Consider the following 17,919-nt stretch of genomic DNA (forward strand, 5'->3'; position numbering starts at 1 on the left):
GGGACTTAGCCTTCCTCGCCCGGCGTCGCGGCGGCGACATCCTTGGCCGCGCCATCCTTCGTGGCGTCATCCATCGGCTTTTCCTCCACCTGGCCCTGCGGCAGGCGCAGGACGAAGCGATCGGGATCGCGCATGTCGAATTTGACGATGCCGCGACCCAGCAGGCGATTGACGCCATCCATCCGTGCGAAATTCACCAATGCGCCCGCCGAATCCTTGTCGCCCTCCGGCAGGGAGAGCGTCTCACCCGACTGAAAGCGCAGATCCCAGCGCCGGTTCCCGACCCAGGTCGCGCCGGCCAGCATCGGCTTCAAGGCCGGGGCGTTTTCCATCAGCCGGTTGAGGCCCGCCGTCTGGCGATTGGCGTTGGGGCCGACGACCAGCGGCAGGTCGGGCATCGCGCTGGCGGACACCGACTGCAACACCACGCCCGACACGTCGATCAGGTGCAACTGGCCGCCATGCTGCCACACCGCGACAGGATCACGCTCGACGATGTCGACCACCAGCGTATCGGGCAGGCGGCGGGAAATGCGCGCATCCTTGACCCAGCCGAGCTTGAGCATCTCGCTGCGCACCCTGGGCAGGTCGAGCGAGAGCATGGAGCGATCCACCTGCCCCAGCGCGATATTATAGACGGACAGTTCGTCCATCCGTTCAACGCCGCGCACTTCGACCTTGTCGACTTCGAAGCCCGCGCGCGCCGCGATGTCCGCCGCCTGCTGCCGCGCCATGCCGGGCAGGCCCATGAAGATGGCGATAGCGATGACAAACGCGCCGAAGATGCCGACGATCGCCCAACTGGCCATGCGTTGCAGCGTGGCTTCGCTGACCGGGAGCATCTCGACCAGCCGGTCCAGGCCGCTCTGGCGCTTCAAGGTCCGGCCGCGACCGCCGTTCGTGGCCCTGCCCTTTGCGCTGCTCAGTCGCGCGGTGCCGCCGCGCCTGATCCGTGCTTCAGCCATCTGTGCTTCCCCCGGCGCGGTTCAGCGCCTCCTCGACAATAGTCTCTACCAGCGTGGCATAGTCAATGCCCAGCTTCGCCGCCTGTTCGGGGACCAGACTCAAGGGCGTCATGCCCGGCTGGGTATTGACTTCCAGCAGGAACAGCCCTTCGATCCCCTGCGTGTCGTCCCAGCGGAAATCGGCGCGCGACGCGCCCTGGCAGCCCAGCAGCTGGTGGGCGCGCAGCGCGATCGCCTTGCAGGCTTCGGTGATTTCGGGCGGCAGGTCAGCGGGGCAGACATGTTCGGTCATGCCGTCGGTATATTTGGCGTCGAAATCGTAGAAGCCGCTCTTGGGGCGCAGTTCGGTGACGAGCAAAGCCTCGTCGCCCAGCACGGCGGTCGTCAGTTCGCGGCCGCGAATATAGGGTTCGGCCAGCAGTTCGGGGAAATCCTGCCACGGGCCGACGCTGTCGCGGGCGATGGGGTTGCCATAATTGCCCTCCGCCGTGACGATGGCGACGCCGACCGAGCTGCCTTCATTGACAGGTTTCAGCACATAGGGGCGCGGCAACGGATCGGCGGCGAAGAGGCTTTCGCTTTCCACGATCTGGCCGCCGGGCATGGGGATGCCGTGGGGCACGAGCGCCTGCTTGGTCAATTGCTTGTCGATCGCGATCACCGAGGTGGCGAGGCCGCTATGGGTGTAGGTGAGGCCCATCAGGTCCATCATGCCCTGCACCGTGCCGTCTTCGCCCGGAACGCCATGCAGCGCGTTGAAGATCACGTCCGCCCTGGTCTCCGCCAGGCGGGCGGCGACGTTGCGGTCCATGTCGATGCGGGTGACTTTGTGGCCGCGCGATTCCAGCGCCTTGGCGACGCCCTCGCCCGACGACAGCGAGACGGGGCGTTCCGCCGACCAGCCGCCCATGAGGACGGCGACATGCCAGGGACCACGGGTCACTTCACGATCCCGACGCGCTGAATTTCCCATTCCAATTCTATTCCACTTTTGTCTTTGACCCGGCGGCGGACTTCTTCGCCCAGCGCTTCGATATCAGCGCTGCTGGCGTCGCCGCTGTTGAGCAGGAAATTGGTGTGCTTCTCGCTGACCTGCGCGCCGCCCAAAGCCAAACCGCGACAGCCTGCTTCGTCCACTAACTGCCAGGCCTTGTGCCCGTCGGGGTTCTTGAAGGTCGAGCCGCCCGTCTTGCTGCGCAGCGGCTGGCTGTCCTCGCGCGCGGCGGCGATGCGGTCCATTTCCGCCTGGATCGCAGCGGGTTCGCCGGGTTCGCCACGGAAGGTCGCGGACACCACGATCGCGCCGTCGGTCAGGTTGGAATGACGGTAGGTATAGGCAAGGTCACGGTTCAGGAGCGTCACCTGTTCGCCCGACCGCAGCACGACCTCGCACGACAGCAATATGTCGCGCGTCTCGCGGCCATAGGCACCGCCGTTCATGCGCACGAATCCGCCGACCGTGCCGGGGATGGAACGCAGAAACTCCAGGCCCGCTATGCCCGCGTCGCGCGCGGTCGAGGAGACGAGGATGCCTGACGCGCCGCCGCCGCAGGTCAGCGTGGTTTCATCCAGCGCCACGACCTTGGCGAAGGGCTTGCCCAGCCGCACGACCACACCCGGCACGCCGCCATCGCGCACGATGAGGTTGGAGCCGAGGCCCAGCGCCATCACTGGCACGTCCGGGCCGAGCATGGCGAGGAAGTCGGACAGGTCGTCCGCATCCTTCGGTTCGAACAGCCATTGCGCCGCGCCGCCCGCCTTGAACCAGACGAGCGGGGCCAGCGGGGCGTCGGCCTTCAGCGTGCCACGAACAGGCGGCAGGGCGATAGTCGCGCTCAACCGCGCATACCCCACAGGTTCATCCAGTTCTTCATGGCCTTGAGGCCCGCTTCATTGGCCTGGGTCGCGGCCATGCTGGATTCGACTTGGCGTTGCGCGGCCTCCACCATGTCGCGCGCGGCCTCCACACCCTGCATCTGGGCGTCGATCATGCGCTTCTGCATTTCCAGGCCGACGGCGAACAGTTCGAACATCAGGCGGTTTCCTTGACCTTCGCGGAGACGGCGGCGGCCAATCCCGCCGCCCATTTGGTGATGTCGCCTGCGCCCAGGCAGATGACCATGTCGTCGGGCTGGATATCGGCCGCGACCAGCGACGCCAGTTCATCCGCATCGGCGACGGTCGTGGCATGGCGATGGCCGCGGCGCTTGAGGCCCGCGACCAGCGCGGCGCTGTCCACATCGTCGATCGGCTGCTCGCCCGCGGTATAGACGGGGGCGGCATAGACGATGTCGGCGTCGTTGAAGGCCTGCTGAAATTCATCCATCAGGTCGCGCAGGCGGGTGAAGCGGTGCGGCTGGACCACGGCGATGACGCGGCCTTTCGCGCCTTCTCGCGCGGCGGCGAGGACCGCCTTGATCTCGACCGGGTGGTGGCCATAATCGTCGATCACGGTGGCGGCGCCCCCCGCAAGCGTGATGGCGCCGACATTGGTGAAGCGGCGCTTGACCCCGCCGAACTTGGAAAAGCCGGTCTGGATCGTCGCGTCGTCAATGCCCATGTGCAGCGCGACGCCGATCGCCGCCATGGCGTTCAGCACATTATGGCGGCCGGGCATCGGCATTTCGATACCCTCGATCTTGCGCGTCGATCCGTCGCGCTCGCGCACCTGAATGTCGAAGCGGTTGCCGCCGGGGAAGCTGACGACATTGTCGCCGCGAATGTCGGCCTGGGCGGAAAAGCCATAGGTCACGATCCGCCGGTCCTGCACGCGCGGCAGGATCGCCTGCACTTCGGGATGGTCGAGACACAGCAGGGCCGCGCCGTAGAAGGGGACGTTGCCGACGAACTCGACAAAGGCGTCCTTCACCCGGTCGAAGCTGCCATAATGGTCGAGATGTTCGGGATCGATATTGGTGACGACCGCGATCGTGCCGTCCAGGCGCAGGAAGCTGCCGTCGCTTTCGTCGGCCTCGACCACCATCCAGTCGCTATTGCCGAGGCGCGCGTTGGAGCCATAGCTGTTGATGATGCCGCCGTTGATGACGGTGGGATCGACGCCGCCCGCGTCCAGCAGCGCCGCCACCATCGACGTCGTCGTGGTCTTGCCATGGGTGCCCGCCACCGCGACGGTGGATTTGAGGCGCATCAGTTCGGCCAGCATTTCGGCGCGGCGGATGACGGGGACGCGATTTTCCAGCGCCAGCTCGACCTCCGGATTGCCGCGCTTGATCGCGGTGGAGGTGACGACCACAGCGGCGTCGCCCAGATTTTCCGCCTTATGGCCGATCATCACACGGATGCCCTTGGCCCGCAGCCCCTCGACCACATAGCCTTCGGCCACGTCCGACCCCTGAACGTCATAACCCAGATTATGCATCACTTCGGCGATGCCGGACATGCCGATGCCGCCAATGCCGATGAAATGGATCGTACCGATGTCCGTGCCGACACCCTTCATTTATTCTCTTCCTCGTAAAAAGATCCGTTCGGGCTGAGCCTGTCGAAGCCCAGTCCTTTCTTCAAAGGAGAAGTGCAGCCCTTCGACAAGCTCAGGGCGAACGGAGGTAGGGCGACTACAATATTCACGCCGGGACACCCTGCAAATTGAGCGTAGTGGGCGTCGGCCCGACCCGCACCGGATCGTTCAAGATCGGCGCAGTGCCGATGCTTTCGAGCAGGTCGGCCATGTCGCGCGCCGCATGGGGGCGGCCGCAGCCGCGCGCGCGCTTGGCCGCGTTCAGCAGCGCGCCGGGTTCCAGCGCCATTTTCTGCATCTGCTTGGCCAGTTCGACCGCGGTGAAGCGGGCCTGCGGTATCGTGCGCGCGCCGCCCGCCTCGGTCATTTCCCTGGCATTGGCGGTCTGGTGATCGTCCATCGCGCTGGGCAGCGGGATCAGGATCGCCGGACGCCCGGCGCAGGTGAGTTCGGCCAGCGTCGAGGCACCCGCGCGCGCGATCACCAGATGCGACCAGCCCAGCTTTTCGGGCACGTCGTTGAAATAGGTGGCGAGGTCGGCGGGAATTTCCATCTCCGCATAGGTCTTGCGCACGCGATCGATATCCTCGGCGCGGCATTGCTGCGTCACCTGCAGGCGGCGGCGCAGCGCGACCGGCAGCATCGACAGGCCTTCGGGCACCACGCTGGAGAGGATGGAGGCGCCCTGGCTGCCGCCGATCACCAGCACGCGGAAAACGCTTTCGTCGGTCAGCGCGGGGAAATCCTCCTCGCGCAACTGCTTCACTTCCTCGCGCACCGGATTGCCGATCAGGTGGACCTTGCCAGCATAGCCGTCCTTGAGCCGTTCGACATTCGGATAGGCGGTCGCGATGGCGTCGACGCGGCCGGCCAGCAGGCGGTTGACCCGGCCCAGAACCGCATTCTGCTCATGGATGGCAGTCGGAATGCCGTCCGCCAATGCGCCCAGCAAAGCGGGCATGGCGGGATAGCCGCCAAAGCCGACGACGGCGGTGGGGCGGAAGGTTTCGTTCAAACGGCGGGCCATGGCGCGGCCTGCCAGGATCGCCTTCAGGGCGCCCGGCCAGCTCGACGGATTCTTGGTCATGCGTCCCGCGGGCATGACATGGACCTGCGCCCGATTGTCCGGCGCGTGATCGAAAATGCCGGGGATTTTCGCGCCGCGCTCATCGGTGACGAGCGCGACATGATGGCCCCGCGCCATCAGCTCTTCGGCGACGGCGTGCGCTGGAATCATATGGCCCCCCGTCCCGCCGGCGGCGAGGACGAAGTGACGGGAAATGCTCATCGACCACTCCATTTGACGACGGTATGCCGGCCCATGAAGGGATTGCGCCGGGTAAAGGCGAGCAGCAGGCCGACCCCGATGCAGAGCGCCAGCATAGAGGAGCCGCCATAGCTGATAAAGGGCAGCGTCATACCCTTTGACGGAAATATCTGCGCATTGACGCCCATATTGATGATCGCCTGCAACCCGAACTGGGTGGTGAGACCCGCAGCGGCGAGGATGGTGAACACATCATCCTCGTCCAGCAGGCGCAACAGCACGCGCACCACGATGGCGAGATAGACGCAGGCGATGGCGATGCAGGCGAGCAGGCCGAACTCTTCGCCGATGACCGAGAAGATGTAATCGGTATGCGCTTCGGGCAGGCGGAACTTGTTCTGGCCCCCGCCCGGCCCGACACCGGTGAAGCCGCCATGGGAAATGGTGCGGAAGGCAAGATCGGTCTGGTCCGGGCCGGCGTCGAGCTGGACGCCGATGCCCAGGAAGTCGTTCACGCGCTGGCGGCCATTTTCATAGAACATATAGACTGCGATCAACCCGACCAGCGCCACCCCGCCCATTGCGCCGATGAAGCGCATCGACACGCCGGACAGCAGCAGCAACACGCCAAGGCAGGCGGCGAAGATGACGGTCTGGCCAAAGTCGGGCTGGCGCATCAGGATGATGGCGATGAGGCCAGTGACGCAGAAGCTCAAGGGCACGACCGGCAGGCTCATATCCTTGGTCCGCAGCGACAGCAGCCAGGCCAGCGCCACGACGAAGACCGGTTTCAGAAACTCCGACGGCTGGAAGCGGAAGCCGGGCAGGTCGATCCAGCGCTTGGCGCCGTTCACGGTCGATCCCAGGAGCGGCACGAACAGCAGCATGATGAAGAAGAAGGCGCAGCCGAATATCGCCAGCCGCCGCGCCTGCGGCCGGGGCAGCATGGAGATGACCAGCATGATCGGCAGGCCGATGAAGACCCACATCAATTGACGGTAGAAATAGATCAGCGGATTGACCGCCACCGACGCCGTCGACCGGTCGATCGCAGCGACGGGGGAGGCTGCGGCGACCGCGACCAGACCGATCGCCATCAAGGTGACGATCAGCGACAGGAGAACACGGTCGATCTCCCAGAACCAGATGGCGAGCGCCGTCCGTTCGCGCGGCACGGTGCGGGTGCGGAAACCCTTCACCAGTTCGCCAGCCTTGAACATCCGTGTCGTCCCTTCCCTGCCCATTGCGTCGCCCCCCGGCTTAGTGATTATTCCAGCGCCGCGACAGCGGCGGCGAAGGCATCGCCGCGCGCTTCGAAATCGCGAAACTGGTCGAAACTGGCGCAGGCGGGCGACAACAGCACGACGTCACCCGGCTGCGCGATGCGCGCGGCGCGGCGGACGGCGGCGCTTAACATTTCACTGTCGTCCACCGCCATAGCGGGGCGCAGCAGATCGGCGAACATATGCCCCGCTTCGCCGATGGTGTAGGCGTGGGCGACATTGGCGAAATGGGGGACGCATTCGTCCAGATTGTCGGACTTGGCGACGCCGCCCAATATCCAGTGGATGCGCGGCTTGCCATCCTTTGCGGGCCATGCCGCGAGCGCCGGGGCGGTGGAGGCGGCGTTGGTCGCCTTGCTGTCGTTGACGTACAGGACGCCATTGTGGGTGCCGACCGCCTGCATCCGGTGGGGGAGGCTGGCATAGCTGGCAAGGGCGTTGGCGATGGTAGGTTCGTCGATGCCCAGCGCTTTTGCGACAGCGATCGCGACAGCAGCATTTTGAGCGTTGTGCGGCCCTTGCAGGGCGGGCCAGGTCAGTTGGGTGGCAGGGTCGATATCGGCCGCATGGACGATATGCCATTTGGGCTTATCACCTCGACGACGCCATTCCTTCTCAGCGATTTCACGCGTCGATGCATCGTCTGCGGCAAAAACAGCGTCGTATTCTGCCGACTGCATCGCAAACAGCCGTGCCTTCGATGCGACATAGCCTTCGAAGCCATCGTACCGATCAAGATGGTCGGGCGTGATGTTGAGTAGCACCGCGACGTCGCAGTCCAGACTGTGGGTCAGGTCGATCTGGTAGCTGGACAGTTCCAGCACATAGATTCCGACGCCGTGCAGGTTCGGCTCCAGCGGCGGCTGGCTCAGGATCGGCAGGCCGATATTGCCGCCCATGACGGTCGGATAGCCCGCCTGTTCGATAATATGGTGGATCAGCGCGGTGGTGGTGGACTTGCCGTTGGTGCCGGTGATGCCGACGACCTTGTGCGGCGGCAGCGTCGGGCGGGCGAGCGCGAACAGTTCGATGTCGCCGATGACCGGCACACCGGCGATCTTCGCGCGCATGGCAATGGGATGGCGGTTCAACGGCACGCCCGGCGACACGACGATGCCGTCAAAACCGCTGAGGTCGATCTCCATCGGGTCGCCCAGTTCCGCCTTGCCCTCGACTTGGCCGCGCGCTTCCTCGCGGCTGTCCCAAGCGACGACGCGCGCGCCGCTGGCGACCAGCGTCTCGACCGTGGCGAGGCCGGAGCGGGCAAGGCCCAGAACGGCGTAGGTTTTCCCCGCAAAGGCGCTGGAAACGATCATCTCAGCTTCAACGTGGCGAGACCGGCGAGCGCCAGCACGAAGGCGATGATCCAGAAGCGGATCACCACGGTCGGCTCGGCCCAGCCCAGTTGCTCGAAATGATGGTGGATCGGCGCCATCTTGAACACGCGCTTGCCAGTGCGCTTGTAGAAGAAGACCTGGATGATGACCGACAGCGCCTCCACGACGAAGAGGCCGCCGATAATGCCCAGCACGATCTCATGATGGGCGGTGACCGCGATCACCCCGATCGTCCCGCCCAGCGCCAGCGACCCCGTGTCGCCCATGAACACGGCGGCGGGCGGCGCGTTGAACCAGAGGAAGGCGAGGCCCGCGCCGATGATCGCGCCGCACAGGATAGTCAGATTGCCCGCGCCCGGCACATGGGGAATGCCCAGATATTCGGCGAAGTCGGCGCGGCCGACCAGATAGACGATCAGCATGAAGGCCAGGCTGGCGATGATGACCGGCATGGTGGCGAGGCCGTCGAGGCCATCGGTCAGGTTCACCGCATTGCCGAACGCCACGATGACGAAGGCGGCGAAGCAGAAGTAGAACGGCCCCAGTTCGATCGCCGGGCCATTGTAGAAAGGAACGTAAAGTGCAGTATTGCCATGCTGGTTGACGATCATCCAGGCCGCAAAGCCGGCGATCAGAAATTCGAACAAGAGCCGCATCTTGCCCGACAGCCCCTTGTGACTGGCTTTCGTCACCTTGTCATAATCGTCCAGGAACCCGATCGCGCCGAAGCCCAGGGTCACGAACAGGCAAGCCCAGACATAGGTGGACGACAGGTCCATCCAAAGCAGCACCGAAATGACCATCGAGGTCAGGATCATCAGGCCGCCCATGGTTGGCGTGCCGCGCTTGGCGAGGTGCGTCTGTGGACCGTCGTCGCGGATCGGCTGTCCCTTGCCCTGGCGGATGCGCAGCCAGCCGATGAATTTGGGGCCGATGACCAGGCCGATCAGCAACGCGGTGAAGATCGCCGCGCCCGCGCGGAAGGACAGGTAGCGGATGAGGTTGAACACCCCCGCAAATTCCATATTCTGGGCCAGCCAGTAGAGCATCAGTTCGTCTTTCCTTCGCCGGCGTTTTCGCCAAGGGCAGCGACCAGGCGGGAGAGGCCCACGCCGTTCGAACCCTTGACCAATATCGCGTCGCCCGCGCGTATTTCGCTTTGGATGAGGGGGATGGCCGCCGCCGTATCGGCGACATGCGCATAGGGAATGGTGACGCCAAGCGCGTCGGCCAGCGGCGCCATTTCCGCGCCGACCAATATCGCATAATCGACCCGGCCCGCGCCCAGCGGTTCGACAAGGCCGGCATGGAGTTCGACGCTGCGATCGCCCAGTTCGCGCATCCCGCCGAGGATGGCGATACGCCGGTCGGCCTTTTCGCGGCCCAACTGCTTGAGCGTCGCGGTCATGGATAGCGGATTGGCGTTGTAGCTTTCGTCGATCAGCAGCGCTTGCCCGCCCGCGACGGGCAGGATGCGCCGCTCGCCCCGGCCCGGCAGGCCCGGCATTTCGGCGAGCGCCAGGCCCGCTGCGGCCAGATCGCCGCCCACCGCATCGACCGCCGCCAGCACCGCGAGCGCGTTAGACACCCAATGGTCGCCGGGCGCGGCGACGGTGAAGCACAGCTCCGCGTCGGGCAGGGTTGCGGTGACCAGCGTACCGCCGCCCGGCGCCGGCACGGCTTCGCGCGCGCAGACGTCGGCCTGCGGGCTGGCGCCGAAGGTCAGAATGCGCGCGGCGTGGCGTTCCGCCCTGTTGTAGAGCAGCGCGACATGCGGGCTGTCATAGGGGATGATCGCGGTGCCGCCGGGTTGCAGCCCCTCGAAAATCTCCGCCTTGGCCTCGGCGATCTTCGCCTCCGTGCCGAAAAATTCGATATGGGCCGGCGCGATCGCGGTGACGATGGCGACATGGGGGCGGACCTGCCGCGTCAGGGCGGACAGTTCGCCGGCATGGTTCATGCCCATTTCGAACACGCCATAAGCCGACCCGCGCGGCATCCGCGCGAGGCTGAGCGGTACGCCGACATGATTGTTATAGCTTTTGACCGATCGATGCACCTGTCCCGGCGCGGCGCGATCGAGCGCCTGGAACAACGCTTCCTTGGTGCCGGTCTTACCGACCGATCCGGTGACGCCGATTACCTTGCCGCCCATACGCTTGCGCGACGCTTTTCCCAGCGCTTCGAGCGCGGCGGCGCTGTCGGGCACCAGGATATGGGGGTGCGCGACGGGTTCGCTGACGATCGCGCCTGCCGCACCCTGCCCGAACGCCTTGTCGATGAATCTGTGGCCGTCGGTCGTATCGCCCTTCATCGCGACGAACAGGTCGCCCTGCCCGACTTCGCGACTGTCGAAGGCGACGCCCGAAACGGCGAACGGCGCCGACGCGGCGCCGCCTGTGGCCTCAGCGATTTCGGTGGAGGTCCAGAGCGGTTCAGCCACGGCCACCCTCTCCGTTCGCTTCGAGCAGCTTCGAGCGCAGTCGAAAAGCGTCTCTCGAGAAGGTCGGGCGCAGTTCTCGACAAGGTCGAACCGAACGGCGGTGGGACATATCGCTCAACCCGCGCACTCCCGCGCCACGGTGACGTCGTCGAAGGGCAGCACGCGGTCGCCGATGATCTGGCCCTGTTCATGGCCCTTGCCCGCCAGCAGGACGATGTCGTCCGCGCCGGCCATGGCGATCGCGGCGGCGATGGCGGCGCGGCGGCCGCCCATTTCCTGCGCCTCCGGTGCGCCGGCCAGCACGGCGGCGCGGATGGCGGAGGGTTCTTCGGAGCGTGGATTGTCATCGGTCACGATGACATGGTCGGACAGTTCCGCCGCGACCTTGCCCATCAACGGGCGCTTGCCCGCATCACGATCGCCGCCCGCGCCGAACAGGGTGATGAGCTTGCCGCGCGTATGCGGGCGCAGCGCCTCGATCGCGGCCTTCAGCCCGTCGGGCGTATGGGCATAATCGACATAGACGGGCGCTCCCGCCTTGCTGATGACGGCGCGTTCCAGCCGCCCGCGCACCGGCTGGACCCGGCCGAGCAGTTCCAGCACCTTGGCCAGGTCTCCGCCGGTCGCGATGATGAGGCCCGCAGCGGTAAGGGCGTTGGCGGCCTGATAAGCACCGATCAGCGGCAGGTTGACCTTATAAATCTTGCCATCCGCTTCGATCTCCAGCGCCTGGCCCAACTGGGTCGGGGTGCGGTTGACCAGGCGCAGCGCCTGTCCCTGCACCCCGACGCTCAGCACACGAAGCCCCCGCTTCGTAGCCCGCGCGATGACCTTGCTCGACCAGCCATCGTCAGCCCAGACGACCGCCGCGCCATCCGCCGAAACGACTTCATCGAACAGCCGCATCTTGGCGTCGAAATAGCGATCCATGTCGCCATGATAGTCGAGATGGTCGCGCGACAGGTTGGTGAAGGCCCCCGCCATCACCGGCAGCCCCTCTGTGCGATACTGGTCCAGCCCATGGCTCGACGCCTCGAACGCGGCATGGGTGATGCCCTCGCGGCGCAGGCCCGACATATTGGCGAGGAAGGTGACGATGTCCGGCGTGGTAAGGCCGGTCGACACCTGATCGACCGAGGTCGTGACGCCCAGCGTGCCGATCGATGCGGACTTATGCCCCATCATCCGCCATAGCTGGCGCGCGAGCTCGACCGTGCTGGTCTTGCCATTGGTGCCCGTAACGGCGACGGTCACGTCGGGGAATGGTGCAAAATAGCGCGCCGCCATCTGCGCCAGCAGGCGGCGGGGATTGGCGTGGGCGATGTGGATCGCGCCGTCGACCTTCGCCTCCGGCCGGGCGACCACGGCGACGGCCCCCGCCTTTACGGCGTCGGCGATATAATCCTCGCCATTGACGCGCAGTCCCTGGAACGCGCCGAAGACGGTGCCGGGCGCGACCTTGCGATTGTCGATGGCGAAGCCGGTCACCGACGAATCGAGGCCGGCGCCCGCGCCAGCCTCTCCCGATATTGCGGCGTCCAGACCATCGACCAGCGAGCCAAGGCGCATCATTCTTTCTCCTTGTCGCCGTGCAGCAGCGGCATCAGGTCGGAAATATCGACGTCGCGGCTCTCGTCCGGCATTACCCCCAGCATCGGCCCGGTCCGCTCGACTACCCGCTTGACCACCGGCGCGGCGGTCCAGGCGGCGGTGCGCAGGCCATATTGCCCCGTCGCCTCGTCCATGATCGCGACGACGACGTAACGGGGATTGTCCATGGGGAAGGCGGAAGCGAAAGTCGTCACCAGCGAAGTCTTGTTATAGCGCCCCTCTTGAGGCTTTTCGGCGGAACCCGTCTTGCCGCCCACCCGGAAACCCTTGGCGTCGGCGCTACGTCCTGTACCCGCCGACACGATCATCCGCAACAGTTGCCGCATCCGCGCGCTGGTGGCGGCGGAAAAGACGCGGCGTCCCTCCGGCACCTCTTCGGCGCTGAGTTTACGTACGGTCGCGGGACGCCAGATGCCACCATTGACCAGCGCGGCATAGGCAGCGGCCAGATGTAGCGGCGTGACGGCGATGCCATGGCCGTAGGAGGTGGTCATGCTGGTGATGCGGCCCCAGTTGGACGGCCAGATGCCCTTGGCGCGCTCGTTAAACTCGATCGGCGCGCGCTGGTCGAAGTCCAGACTGCGGAACATCTTTTGCAGCGGGGCCGCGCCCATTTCGTCGGCGATCCGCGCGGTGCCGATATTGGAGCTGTGGACCAGGATTTCCGGCACGTTGATCCAGCGGCCCATCGCATGATCGTCCTTGATGCGGAAGCCGGCGACGGCCAGCGGCGCGGTCGCGTCATAGCGCTTGCTCATCGACGTCACGACGCCCGCGTCCATGGCCGTGGCGATCGCCAGCGGCTTGAACGAGGAGCCCATTTCGTAGCGGGCCTGCACCATATGATTGCACAGCGGCGACTGGCTGCACGTCTTGCCCGCATAATTTTGCAGCTTGTTGGGATCGAAGACCGGAATGGAGGCCATGGCGATAATTTCGCCGGTATTGGCGTCCATGATGACCCCGCCCGCGCCCTTGGCCCGCGTTTGCACCAACTGAGCATAGAGTTCGCTTTCCAGCGCGCCCTGCACCCGGCTGTCGATCGACACGGCGAAGGGCTTGCCGCGCTGCGCCGGATCGATCAGCCGGTCGTTGAAGGCGGCCTCCACGCTCATGCCGCCCACGCCGTTTGCATTGGGGGCAAAGCCCAACACATGAGCCGCCAATGTGCGCTGCGGATAGAGCCGTTCCTTCTCACGCGGAAATTCGATGCCGATTTCGCCCAGCGCATTCACCGCCGCCACCTGCTCCGGCAGCGCGCGGCGGCGCAGATAGGCCCAGCCGCGCCCACGCAGCTTCCTGTAGAAGACCGCTTCGGGTTCGTCGGGGAAAATCTCGTGCAGCTTGCGCGCCAGTTCGGCCGGATCCCCGATCAGCTTGGACGGGCGGACCGCGACCGAATAAGCGTCCATCGTGCGGGCCAGCGGCACGCCGTTGCGATCGACGATGTCGGCGCGCGCGGGCAGGAAGGCGGCCAAGCTGCCATCGCCCGTCGTCCCCTGCGCAAAAATGCCGACCCAGGCGAGTCGGCCGATCAGGACGGTGGTGATTGCCAAGAATAGGATGAGCAGCAGCATCAGCCGGTTATGGGCGATGGCGGTCAGGTTGAGCCGCTGCCGCCCCGCCCGCTCCCCGCCTGGCTGGACAATGATCGTGGCCATCAGCGCGCCTCCTTCTTGCGCTCACGCGCCGCCTTGGCGGTCAAATCGCCCAGCGTGCTGTCATCCAGCAGCTTGGCGTCGAGCATCGCCATCCGCTCCGCCTTGCGCGCGATCGGATTGGGCTTGCTCACATCGGCATCGACCTTGGCCTGCTGCGCCGGGGTCCGGGATGCGGGCTTGGGCAGCTTGTCCACGACATCGGCGGCATGGGCCTCCCGGATCACCGCGATATCGCTGCGGATCTGGGTCGCAGCCGGGCTTTCGGGCGCCTTTTGCGGGGCGGACGGCAGGTCGGCGGGGGTTTCGACCATCGCCACCATCACCGGCGGCGCGACATAGTCGGGGCCGTTGGGCTGGATGCCGTCCAGATGCGCCAGCGCCCGTTCGCCGCCCAGATATTGCTGGGCGCTGGGCGTGGCGTACATGAAGTCGTGCTGGTTCCAGCTTTCGAGCTGGCGCATCGAGGCGCGGGCGCTGAATTCCGTTTCCAGATAGCGAATGTCGCCCTTCGCCCCGGCGATCTGCGCGCGCACCTTCATCAGTTCGTTACGCTCGGTCGCAACCTTGAGCGACACCATGTAGGCGCCCAGCGCGCCCAGCGCGACCAAGATCACCCAGATCAGGCTCTGCAACCTCTTGACGGCGATCATGGTTGGGAACTCCGAGAGGAAATAGGGGCAGCGGTGCGGATGGCGGCGCGCAGGGTGGCGGATCGGGCGCGGGGGTTGCGCGCCAGCTCCGCTTCGCTCGCACGCACCGCTTTGGCGGGCTTGGCGAAGGTCGGCTGCGGCCCGGCGGCGCGTTCGGGCAAATGCCTGGACCCCACCCCCTCGCCGCCGCTGCGATTGCGGAGGAACTGCTTGACGATGCGATCTTCCAGACTGTGGAAGGTGACGATCGCGAGGCGACCGCCCTCCTCCAGCAGTTCCTCGGCCGCGTCCAGCGCCCGTTCCAGCTCTTCCAGTTCCTGGTTCACATGGATGCGGATCGCCTGAAAGGTGCGGGTGGCCGGGTCTTTCTTGTCATGCGGCTTGTGGCCCAGCGCGCGGCGGACCACGGCGGCAAGCTGGGCGGTGCGTTCCAGCGGGCGCGCCTCCACGATGGCGCGAGCGACACGGCGCGACCGCGGTTCGTCGCCATAGCGGTAGATGACGTTGGCGATTTCCTCTTCCGACGCGCTGTTGAGGAAATCGGCGGCGTTCATGCCGTCCTGGCTCATCGTCATGTCGAGCGGGCCGTCGGCCTGGAAGGAAAAGCCGCGATTCGCCCGGTCGAGCTGCATTGAGGAGACGCCGATGTCGAGCGTGATGCCCGACACCCTGGCGATGCCGCGTTCGGCCAGCAATTCCACCATGCGCGAAAATTCGCCGGCGATCAGCGTTATGCCATGGGCGTCGGCCACCACCTGCCCTTCGCGAATCGCATCGGGATCACGATCGAAGGCGAAGACCTGCGCCTGGGCCATCGCCATGGCGCTGCTGTAACCGCCCGCGCCGAAGGTGCCGTCGACATGAATCTCGCCGGGGGTGATAGCGAGGGCATCGAGCACTTCGGCAAGGAGGACGGGGATATGGAGGGCGGTTGCGGAAACGGCGTCGTTCACTTGGCCGCCCCTTCCGCGCGCGCATCCATCCAGCGCCGGACCTTGTTGCGGATCAGCGCCGGGCGATCGGGGCTTTCGACCAGCGCTTCGGGCTTCCAGACCTGGAAATAGCGGCCCACGCCATAGAAGAAGATCGCGTCGGTGATGCCGGCTTCGTCCTTGATATCGGGGTGCAGGAAGAAGCGGCCGGCATCGTCGAAATTGACGTCCTCGATCGTGCCGAGGCGGTTTTCGCGTTCCAGATCGGCGTTGAAGTCGCGCCCGGCCTCATAGGCCTGTCGCTCCAGCTTTTCGACCTCATCGAACAGGAACTGCTTGTGGGACAGGCCGAAGCCGGTGGCGCAGCCATTGTCCATATGGATCGACAGGCACAGGCGATTCTGCCCGCCGCTGGCCTGGGTGACCAGCTTGCGCATCTCCAGGGGCAGCACGAAACGGCCCTTGCCGTCCGCGACGCTGAATGCGTTGCCCGAATAGAGAATGACGTCCGACACGCTGGCAACCGACCCCTTTTATGCAGGGCACAGGCCGCCTGTCGCCGGAATCCTGAGAAGACCATCCAGCGTACAGGACTGCACAAAAGCCTGACGAACCCCAATGCTGGTTTACGTACCAAGCATGGGGGGGGACTGCAATGGGAAAGCATGGGCAGTAGTGGGAAAAGACGGTGAAATTTGGGACTAACCGGATTTGTTACCTTTCACGCCGCCATCTTCTCCTTTTGTTCCGGGGATAGATCCCAACCTTTCCCGGCCCAATAGCATCGCACCCATTATCGCCCATATTGTCCCGCCCAAAAGCGCCCAGCGGAACGCGCGGGTGACGTCCTGCGCGTCGCGCATCCAGCGCCGGTCGCCGGGAATGGACGCCCCACCCAGCCACTGAACGACAAGGGCGGGCGTGTCGGCCACCCAATGGCGCGGGTCGAGCGGATAGACGGGATCGGCGAGCCACAACCGGTCGTCGAGCGGATCGGCGTCGCCCAGCAGCAGCACCGCGCCCTTACCGATGCGCTGGCGGCGCAGCAGGGCATCGCTGGACCGCTGCGCGCCGGATAGGGTGATGAGTTGACCGTCGGGCAGGAAATGGCGGACTTCCGTTTCTTCCATGACACCCGACGGCGCCAATCCCCAATGGTCGAGCAGCGGCCCTAAAAGGCTGACGGAGGGCGCGCGGCGGCGATCGCCCAGCGGCAGGTCGGACGGCCAGCGCAGCAGCGGATCGGCCAGCACCAGCGCCGTGCCGCCATCGCGCACCCATCCATCGATCGTGACCAGTTGCGCGGGCGTCAGCGCGCGCGGCTGCGCCAGCAACAGCCGCTGCGCGCGCAACGGCTTGAGCTGAGCCGGGTCGTCCATCGCAATCACGGTGAAGCGGGTGCGCAGGACCGTGACGATGGGCGCGTCCTGTGGCCGCGACTCGCTCCAGAACAGAGGCAGGCCGGTGATGACGGCGAGCTTGGGACGGTCCGGGGCGGGTTGCAACGCTTGGGCGGGGCCGCGCCAGAGCAGCAGCGCGGCCAGCACCAGGAAAATCATGGCCAAGCCCGTTCGCTTCGAGCGCAGTTGCGAGACGAACGGCGACGGGCGCAGCATGGCCCCGCCGAAAATGGTCAACATCGCGACCGCCAGCAGCCCCAGCGCCGCCATGCCATCCGGCGCGCGTCCCGCGGCCACCGTGCAGAAGAGCAGCGCCATCCCGACGCCACCCATCGCCACCCAAGCCAGCATCGCCGCGCCACGCCGCGCCAGCGGCAGGCCAGTCCCCGCCAGGATCAGCGCCGTCGGCGCGCGCCAGTCCCAGGGATCGGCCTGCCCGGTCAGCCAGGCGCGCCACAGACCGGCCAGAACGATCGCCAGCGGCGGCATCCAGAGCCACAGGAATCGTTTCAACCCCGCCGTCATCGGCGGCGATCCCGGCCCGATTGCATTGTTCAGCGCTGCTGCTGCGTGGGATCGGAATCCATCGGCTTGCGGATATTGGGGTCAGGTTGCAGGTCGGGTACGATCGGCGCCTGCTCCGGCGCGGGCTGCACGCCCAGTTCGGCCAGCGGATCGCGCGGAGAGACGGCGTTGCCGCTGGCGCTGAGCGTCGGCACGACCGGCGGCGGCAGCGCGGCGTCGTCCATTCGCGCCTTTTCGATGACGATATTGGCTAGGCCCACCAGCAACACCACGCCCGCCAGACCGGTCAAGCCGATCTGGACGCGCTGTAACCCTTCCTGTCGGCGGGGTGTTTCAGCCATGGTGACGCTCTGGACCTCTTCGCCGC

Annotated in this window: 17 protein-coding genes; all 17 read right to left on the bottom strand. The window is 66.0% G+C overall.

The genetic code is table 11. The annotated features are described in order from the left end of the window. Positions 1–5 precede the first annotated feature (5 nt). Complete coding sequence (locus sphantq_RS05300; protein ID WP_272799763.1) at positions 6–965, bottom strand: cell division protein FtsQ/DivIB; 960 nt, start codon at positions 963–965, stop codon at positions 6–8. Then, positions 958–1,908, bottom strand: coding sequence for a D-alanine--D-alanine ligase (locus sphantq_RS05305; protein ID WP_066604109.1), 951 nt, complete (start codon positions 1,906–1,908; stop codon positions 958–960). The genes sphantq_RS05300 and sphantq_RS05305 overlap by 8 nt, the downstream gene beginning before the upstream one ends. Then, on the bottom strand, positions 1,905–2,819 hold the full coding sequence (gene murB / locus sphantq_RS05310) for a UDP-N-acetylmuramate dehydrogenase (RefSeq protein ID WP_272799764.1): 915 nt from the start codon (positions 2,817–2,819) through the stop codon (positions 1,905–1,907). The genes sphantq_RS05305 and murB overlap by 4 nt, the downstream gene beginning before the upstream one ends. Next, positions 2,801–2,998, bottom strand: a complete 198-nt coding sequence (locus sphantq_RS05315) for a hypothetical protein (protein ID WP_129926806.1) — start codon at positions 2,996–2,998, stop codon at positions 2,801–2,803. Before sphantq_RS05315 ends, murB begins: the two co-directional genes overlap by 19 nt. After that, positions 2,998–4,425 (bottom strand): UDP-N-acetylmuramate--L-alanine ligase, encoded by a 1,428-nt coding sequence (gene murC, locus sphantq_RS05320; protein WP_129926807.1) that lies wholly within the window; start codon positions 4,423–4,425, stop codon positions 2,998–3,000. The genes sphantq_RS05315 and murC overlap by 1 nt, the downstream gene beginning before the upstream one ends. Positions 4,426–4,549: 124 nt before the next feature. Further along, on the bottom strand, positions 4,550–5,731 hold the full coding sequence (gene murG, locus sphantq_RS05325; protein WP_272799765.1) for an undecaprenyldiphospho-muramoylpentapeptide beta-N-acetylglucosaminyltransferase: 1,182 nt from the start codon (positions 5,729–5,731) through the stop codon (positions 4,550–4,552). Then, a complete protein-coding gene (locus sphantq_RS05330; protein WP_272799766.1) occupies positions 5,728–6,930 on the bottom strand; it encodes an FtsW/RodA/SpoVE family cell cycle protein in 1,203 nt (400 codons plus the stop codon). Before sphantq_RS05330 ends, murG begins: the two co-directional genes overlap by 4 nt. A 47-nt stretch (positions 6,931–6,977) precedes the next feature. Further along, positions 6,978–8,309 carry a UDP-N-acetylmuramoyl-L-alanine--D-glutamate ligase gene (gene murD, locus sphantq_RS05335; RefSeq protein WP_272799767.1) on the bottom strand — a complete coding sequence of 444 codons (1,332 nt, stop codon included), beginning with the start codon at positions 8,307–8,309 and terminating at the stop codon, positions 6,978–6,980. Next, positions 8,306–9,379, bottom strand: coding sequence for a phospho-N-acetylmuramoyl-pentapeptide-transferase (gene mraY, locus sphantq_RS05340; RefSeq protein ID WP_066604121.1), 1,074 nt, complete (start codon positions 9,377–9,379; stop codon positions 8,306–8,308). Before mraY ends, murD begins: the two co-directional genes overlap by 4 nt. Further along, positions 9,379–10,773, bottom strand: a complete 1,395-nt coding sequence (locus sphantq_RS05345; RefSeq protein WP_272799768.1) for a UDP-N-acetylmuramoyl-tripeptide--D-alanyl-D-alanine ligase — start codon at positions 10,771–10,773, stop codon at positions 9,379–9,381. Before sphantq_RS05345 ends, mraY begins: the two co-directional genes overlap by 1 nt. 114 nt (positions 10,774–10,887) lie before the next feature. Next, positions 10,888–12,342: a UDP-N-acetylmuramoyl-L-alanyl-D-glutamate--2,6-diaminopimelate ligase gene (locus tag sphantq_RS05350; RefSeq protein ID WP_066604123.1), complete on the bottom strand. Its 1,455-nt coding sequence runs from the start codon at positions 12,340–12,342 to the stop codon at positions 10,888–10,890. Further along, complete coding sequence (locus sphantq_RS05355) at positions 12,342–14,045, bottom strand: peptidoglycan D,D-transpeptidase FtsI family protein (protein WP_272799769.1); 1,704 nt, start codon at positions 14,043–14,045, stop codon at positions 12,342–12,344. The genes sphantq_RS05350 and sphantq_RS05355 overlap by 1 nt, the downstream gene beginning before the upstream one ends. After that, complete coding sequence (locus sphantq_RS05360) at positions 14,045–14,695, bottom strand: colicin transporter (protein ID WP_066604127.1); 651 nt, start codon at positions 14,693–14,695, stop codon at positions 14,045–14,047. Before sphantq_RS05360 ends, sphantq_RS05355 begins: the two co-directional genes overlap by 1 nt. Beyond that, a complete protein-coding gene (gene rsmH, locus sphantq_RS05365) occupies positions 14,692–15,648 on the bottom strand; it encodes a 16S rRNA (cytosine(1402)-N(4))-methyltransferase RsmH (RefSeq protein WP_129926812.1) in 957 nt (318 codons plus the stop codon). Before rsmH ends, sphantq_RS05360 begins: the two co-directional genes overlap by 4 nt. Then, positions 15,645–16,142: a division/cell wall cluster transcriptional repressor MraZ gene (locus tag sphantq_RS05370; RefSeq protein WP_066604133.1), complete on the bottom strand. Its 498-nt coding sequence runs from the start codon at positions 16,140–16,142 to the stop codon at positions 15,645–15,647. Before sphantq_RS05370 ends, rsmH begins: the two co-directional genes overlap by 4 nt. A gap of 186 nt (positions 16,143–16,328) precedes the next feature. Further along, complete coding sequence (locus sphantq_RS05375) at positions 16,329–17,552, bottom strand: ABC transporter (protein ID WP_272799770.1); 1,224 nt, start codon at positions 17,550–17,552, stop codon at positions 16,329–16,331. Positions 17,553–17,581: 29 nt separating this feature from the next. Next, on the bottom strand, positions 17,582–17,893 hold the full coding sequence (locus sphantq_RS05380) for a hypothetical protein (protein WP_066605592.1): 312 nt from the start codon (positions 17,891–17,893) through the stop codon (positions 17,582–17,584). Positions 17,894–17,919: the final 26 nt, after the last annotated feature.

Origin of the sequence: Sphingobium sp. AntQ-1 (genome assembly GCF_028538045.1) — a bacterium.
In the GTDB taxonomy this organism is placed as follows: domain Bacteria; phylum Pseudomonadota; class Alphaproteobacteria; order Sphingomonadales; family Sphingomonadaceae; genus Sphingobium; species Sphingobium cupriresistens.

Coding starts and splice junctions, on each gene's coding strand:
- murD (WP_272799767.1), bottom strand. CDS start 8,309: ATGATCGTTTCCAGCGCCTTTGCGGGGAAAACCTACGCCGTTCTGGGC.
- sphantq_RS05360 (WP_066604127.1), bottom strand. CDS start 14,695: ATGATCGCCGTCAAGAGGTTGCAGAGCCTGATCTGGGTGATCTTGGTC.
- sphantq_RS05330 (WP_272799766.1), bottom strand. CDS start 6,930: ATGTTCAAGGCTGGCGAACTGGTGAAGGGTTTCCGCACCCGCACCGTG.
- sphantq_RS05300 (WP_272799763.1), bottom strand. CDS start 965: ATGGCTGAAGCACGGATCAGGCGCGGCGGCACCGCGCGACTGAGCAGC.
- sphantq_RS05375 (WP_272799770.1), bottom strand. CDS start 17,552: ATGACGGCGGGGTTGAAACGATTCCTGTGGCTCTGGATGCCGCCGCTG.
- sphantq_RS05350 (WP_066604123.1), bottom strand. CDS start 12,342: ATGCGCCTTGGCTCGCTGGTCGATGGTCTGGACGCCGCAATATCGGGA.
- sphantq_RS05355 (WP_272799769.1), bottom strand. CDS start 14,045: ATGGCCACGATCATTGTCCAGCCAGGCGGGGAGCGGGCGGGGCGGCAG.
- murC (WP_129926807.1), bottom strand. CDS start 4,425: ATGAAGGGTGTCGGCACGGACATCGGTACGATCCATTTCATCGGCATT.
- sphantq_RS05380 (WP_066605592.1), bottom strand. CDS start 17,893: ATGGCTGAAACACCCCGCCGACAGGAAGGGTTACAGCGCGTCCAGATC.
- mraY (WP_066604121.1), bottom strand. CDS start 9,379: ATGCTCTACTGGCTGGCCCAGAATATGGAATTTGCGGGGGTGTTCAAC.
- sphantq_RS05315 (WP_129926806.1), bottom strand. CDS start 2,998: ATGTTCGAACTGTTCGCCGTCGGCCTGGAAATGCAGAAGCGCATGATC.
- murG (WP_272799765.1), bottom strand. CDS start 5,731: ATGAGCATTTCCCGTCACTTCGTCCTCGCCGCCGGCGGGACGGGGGGC.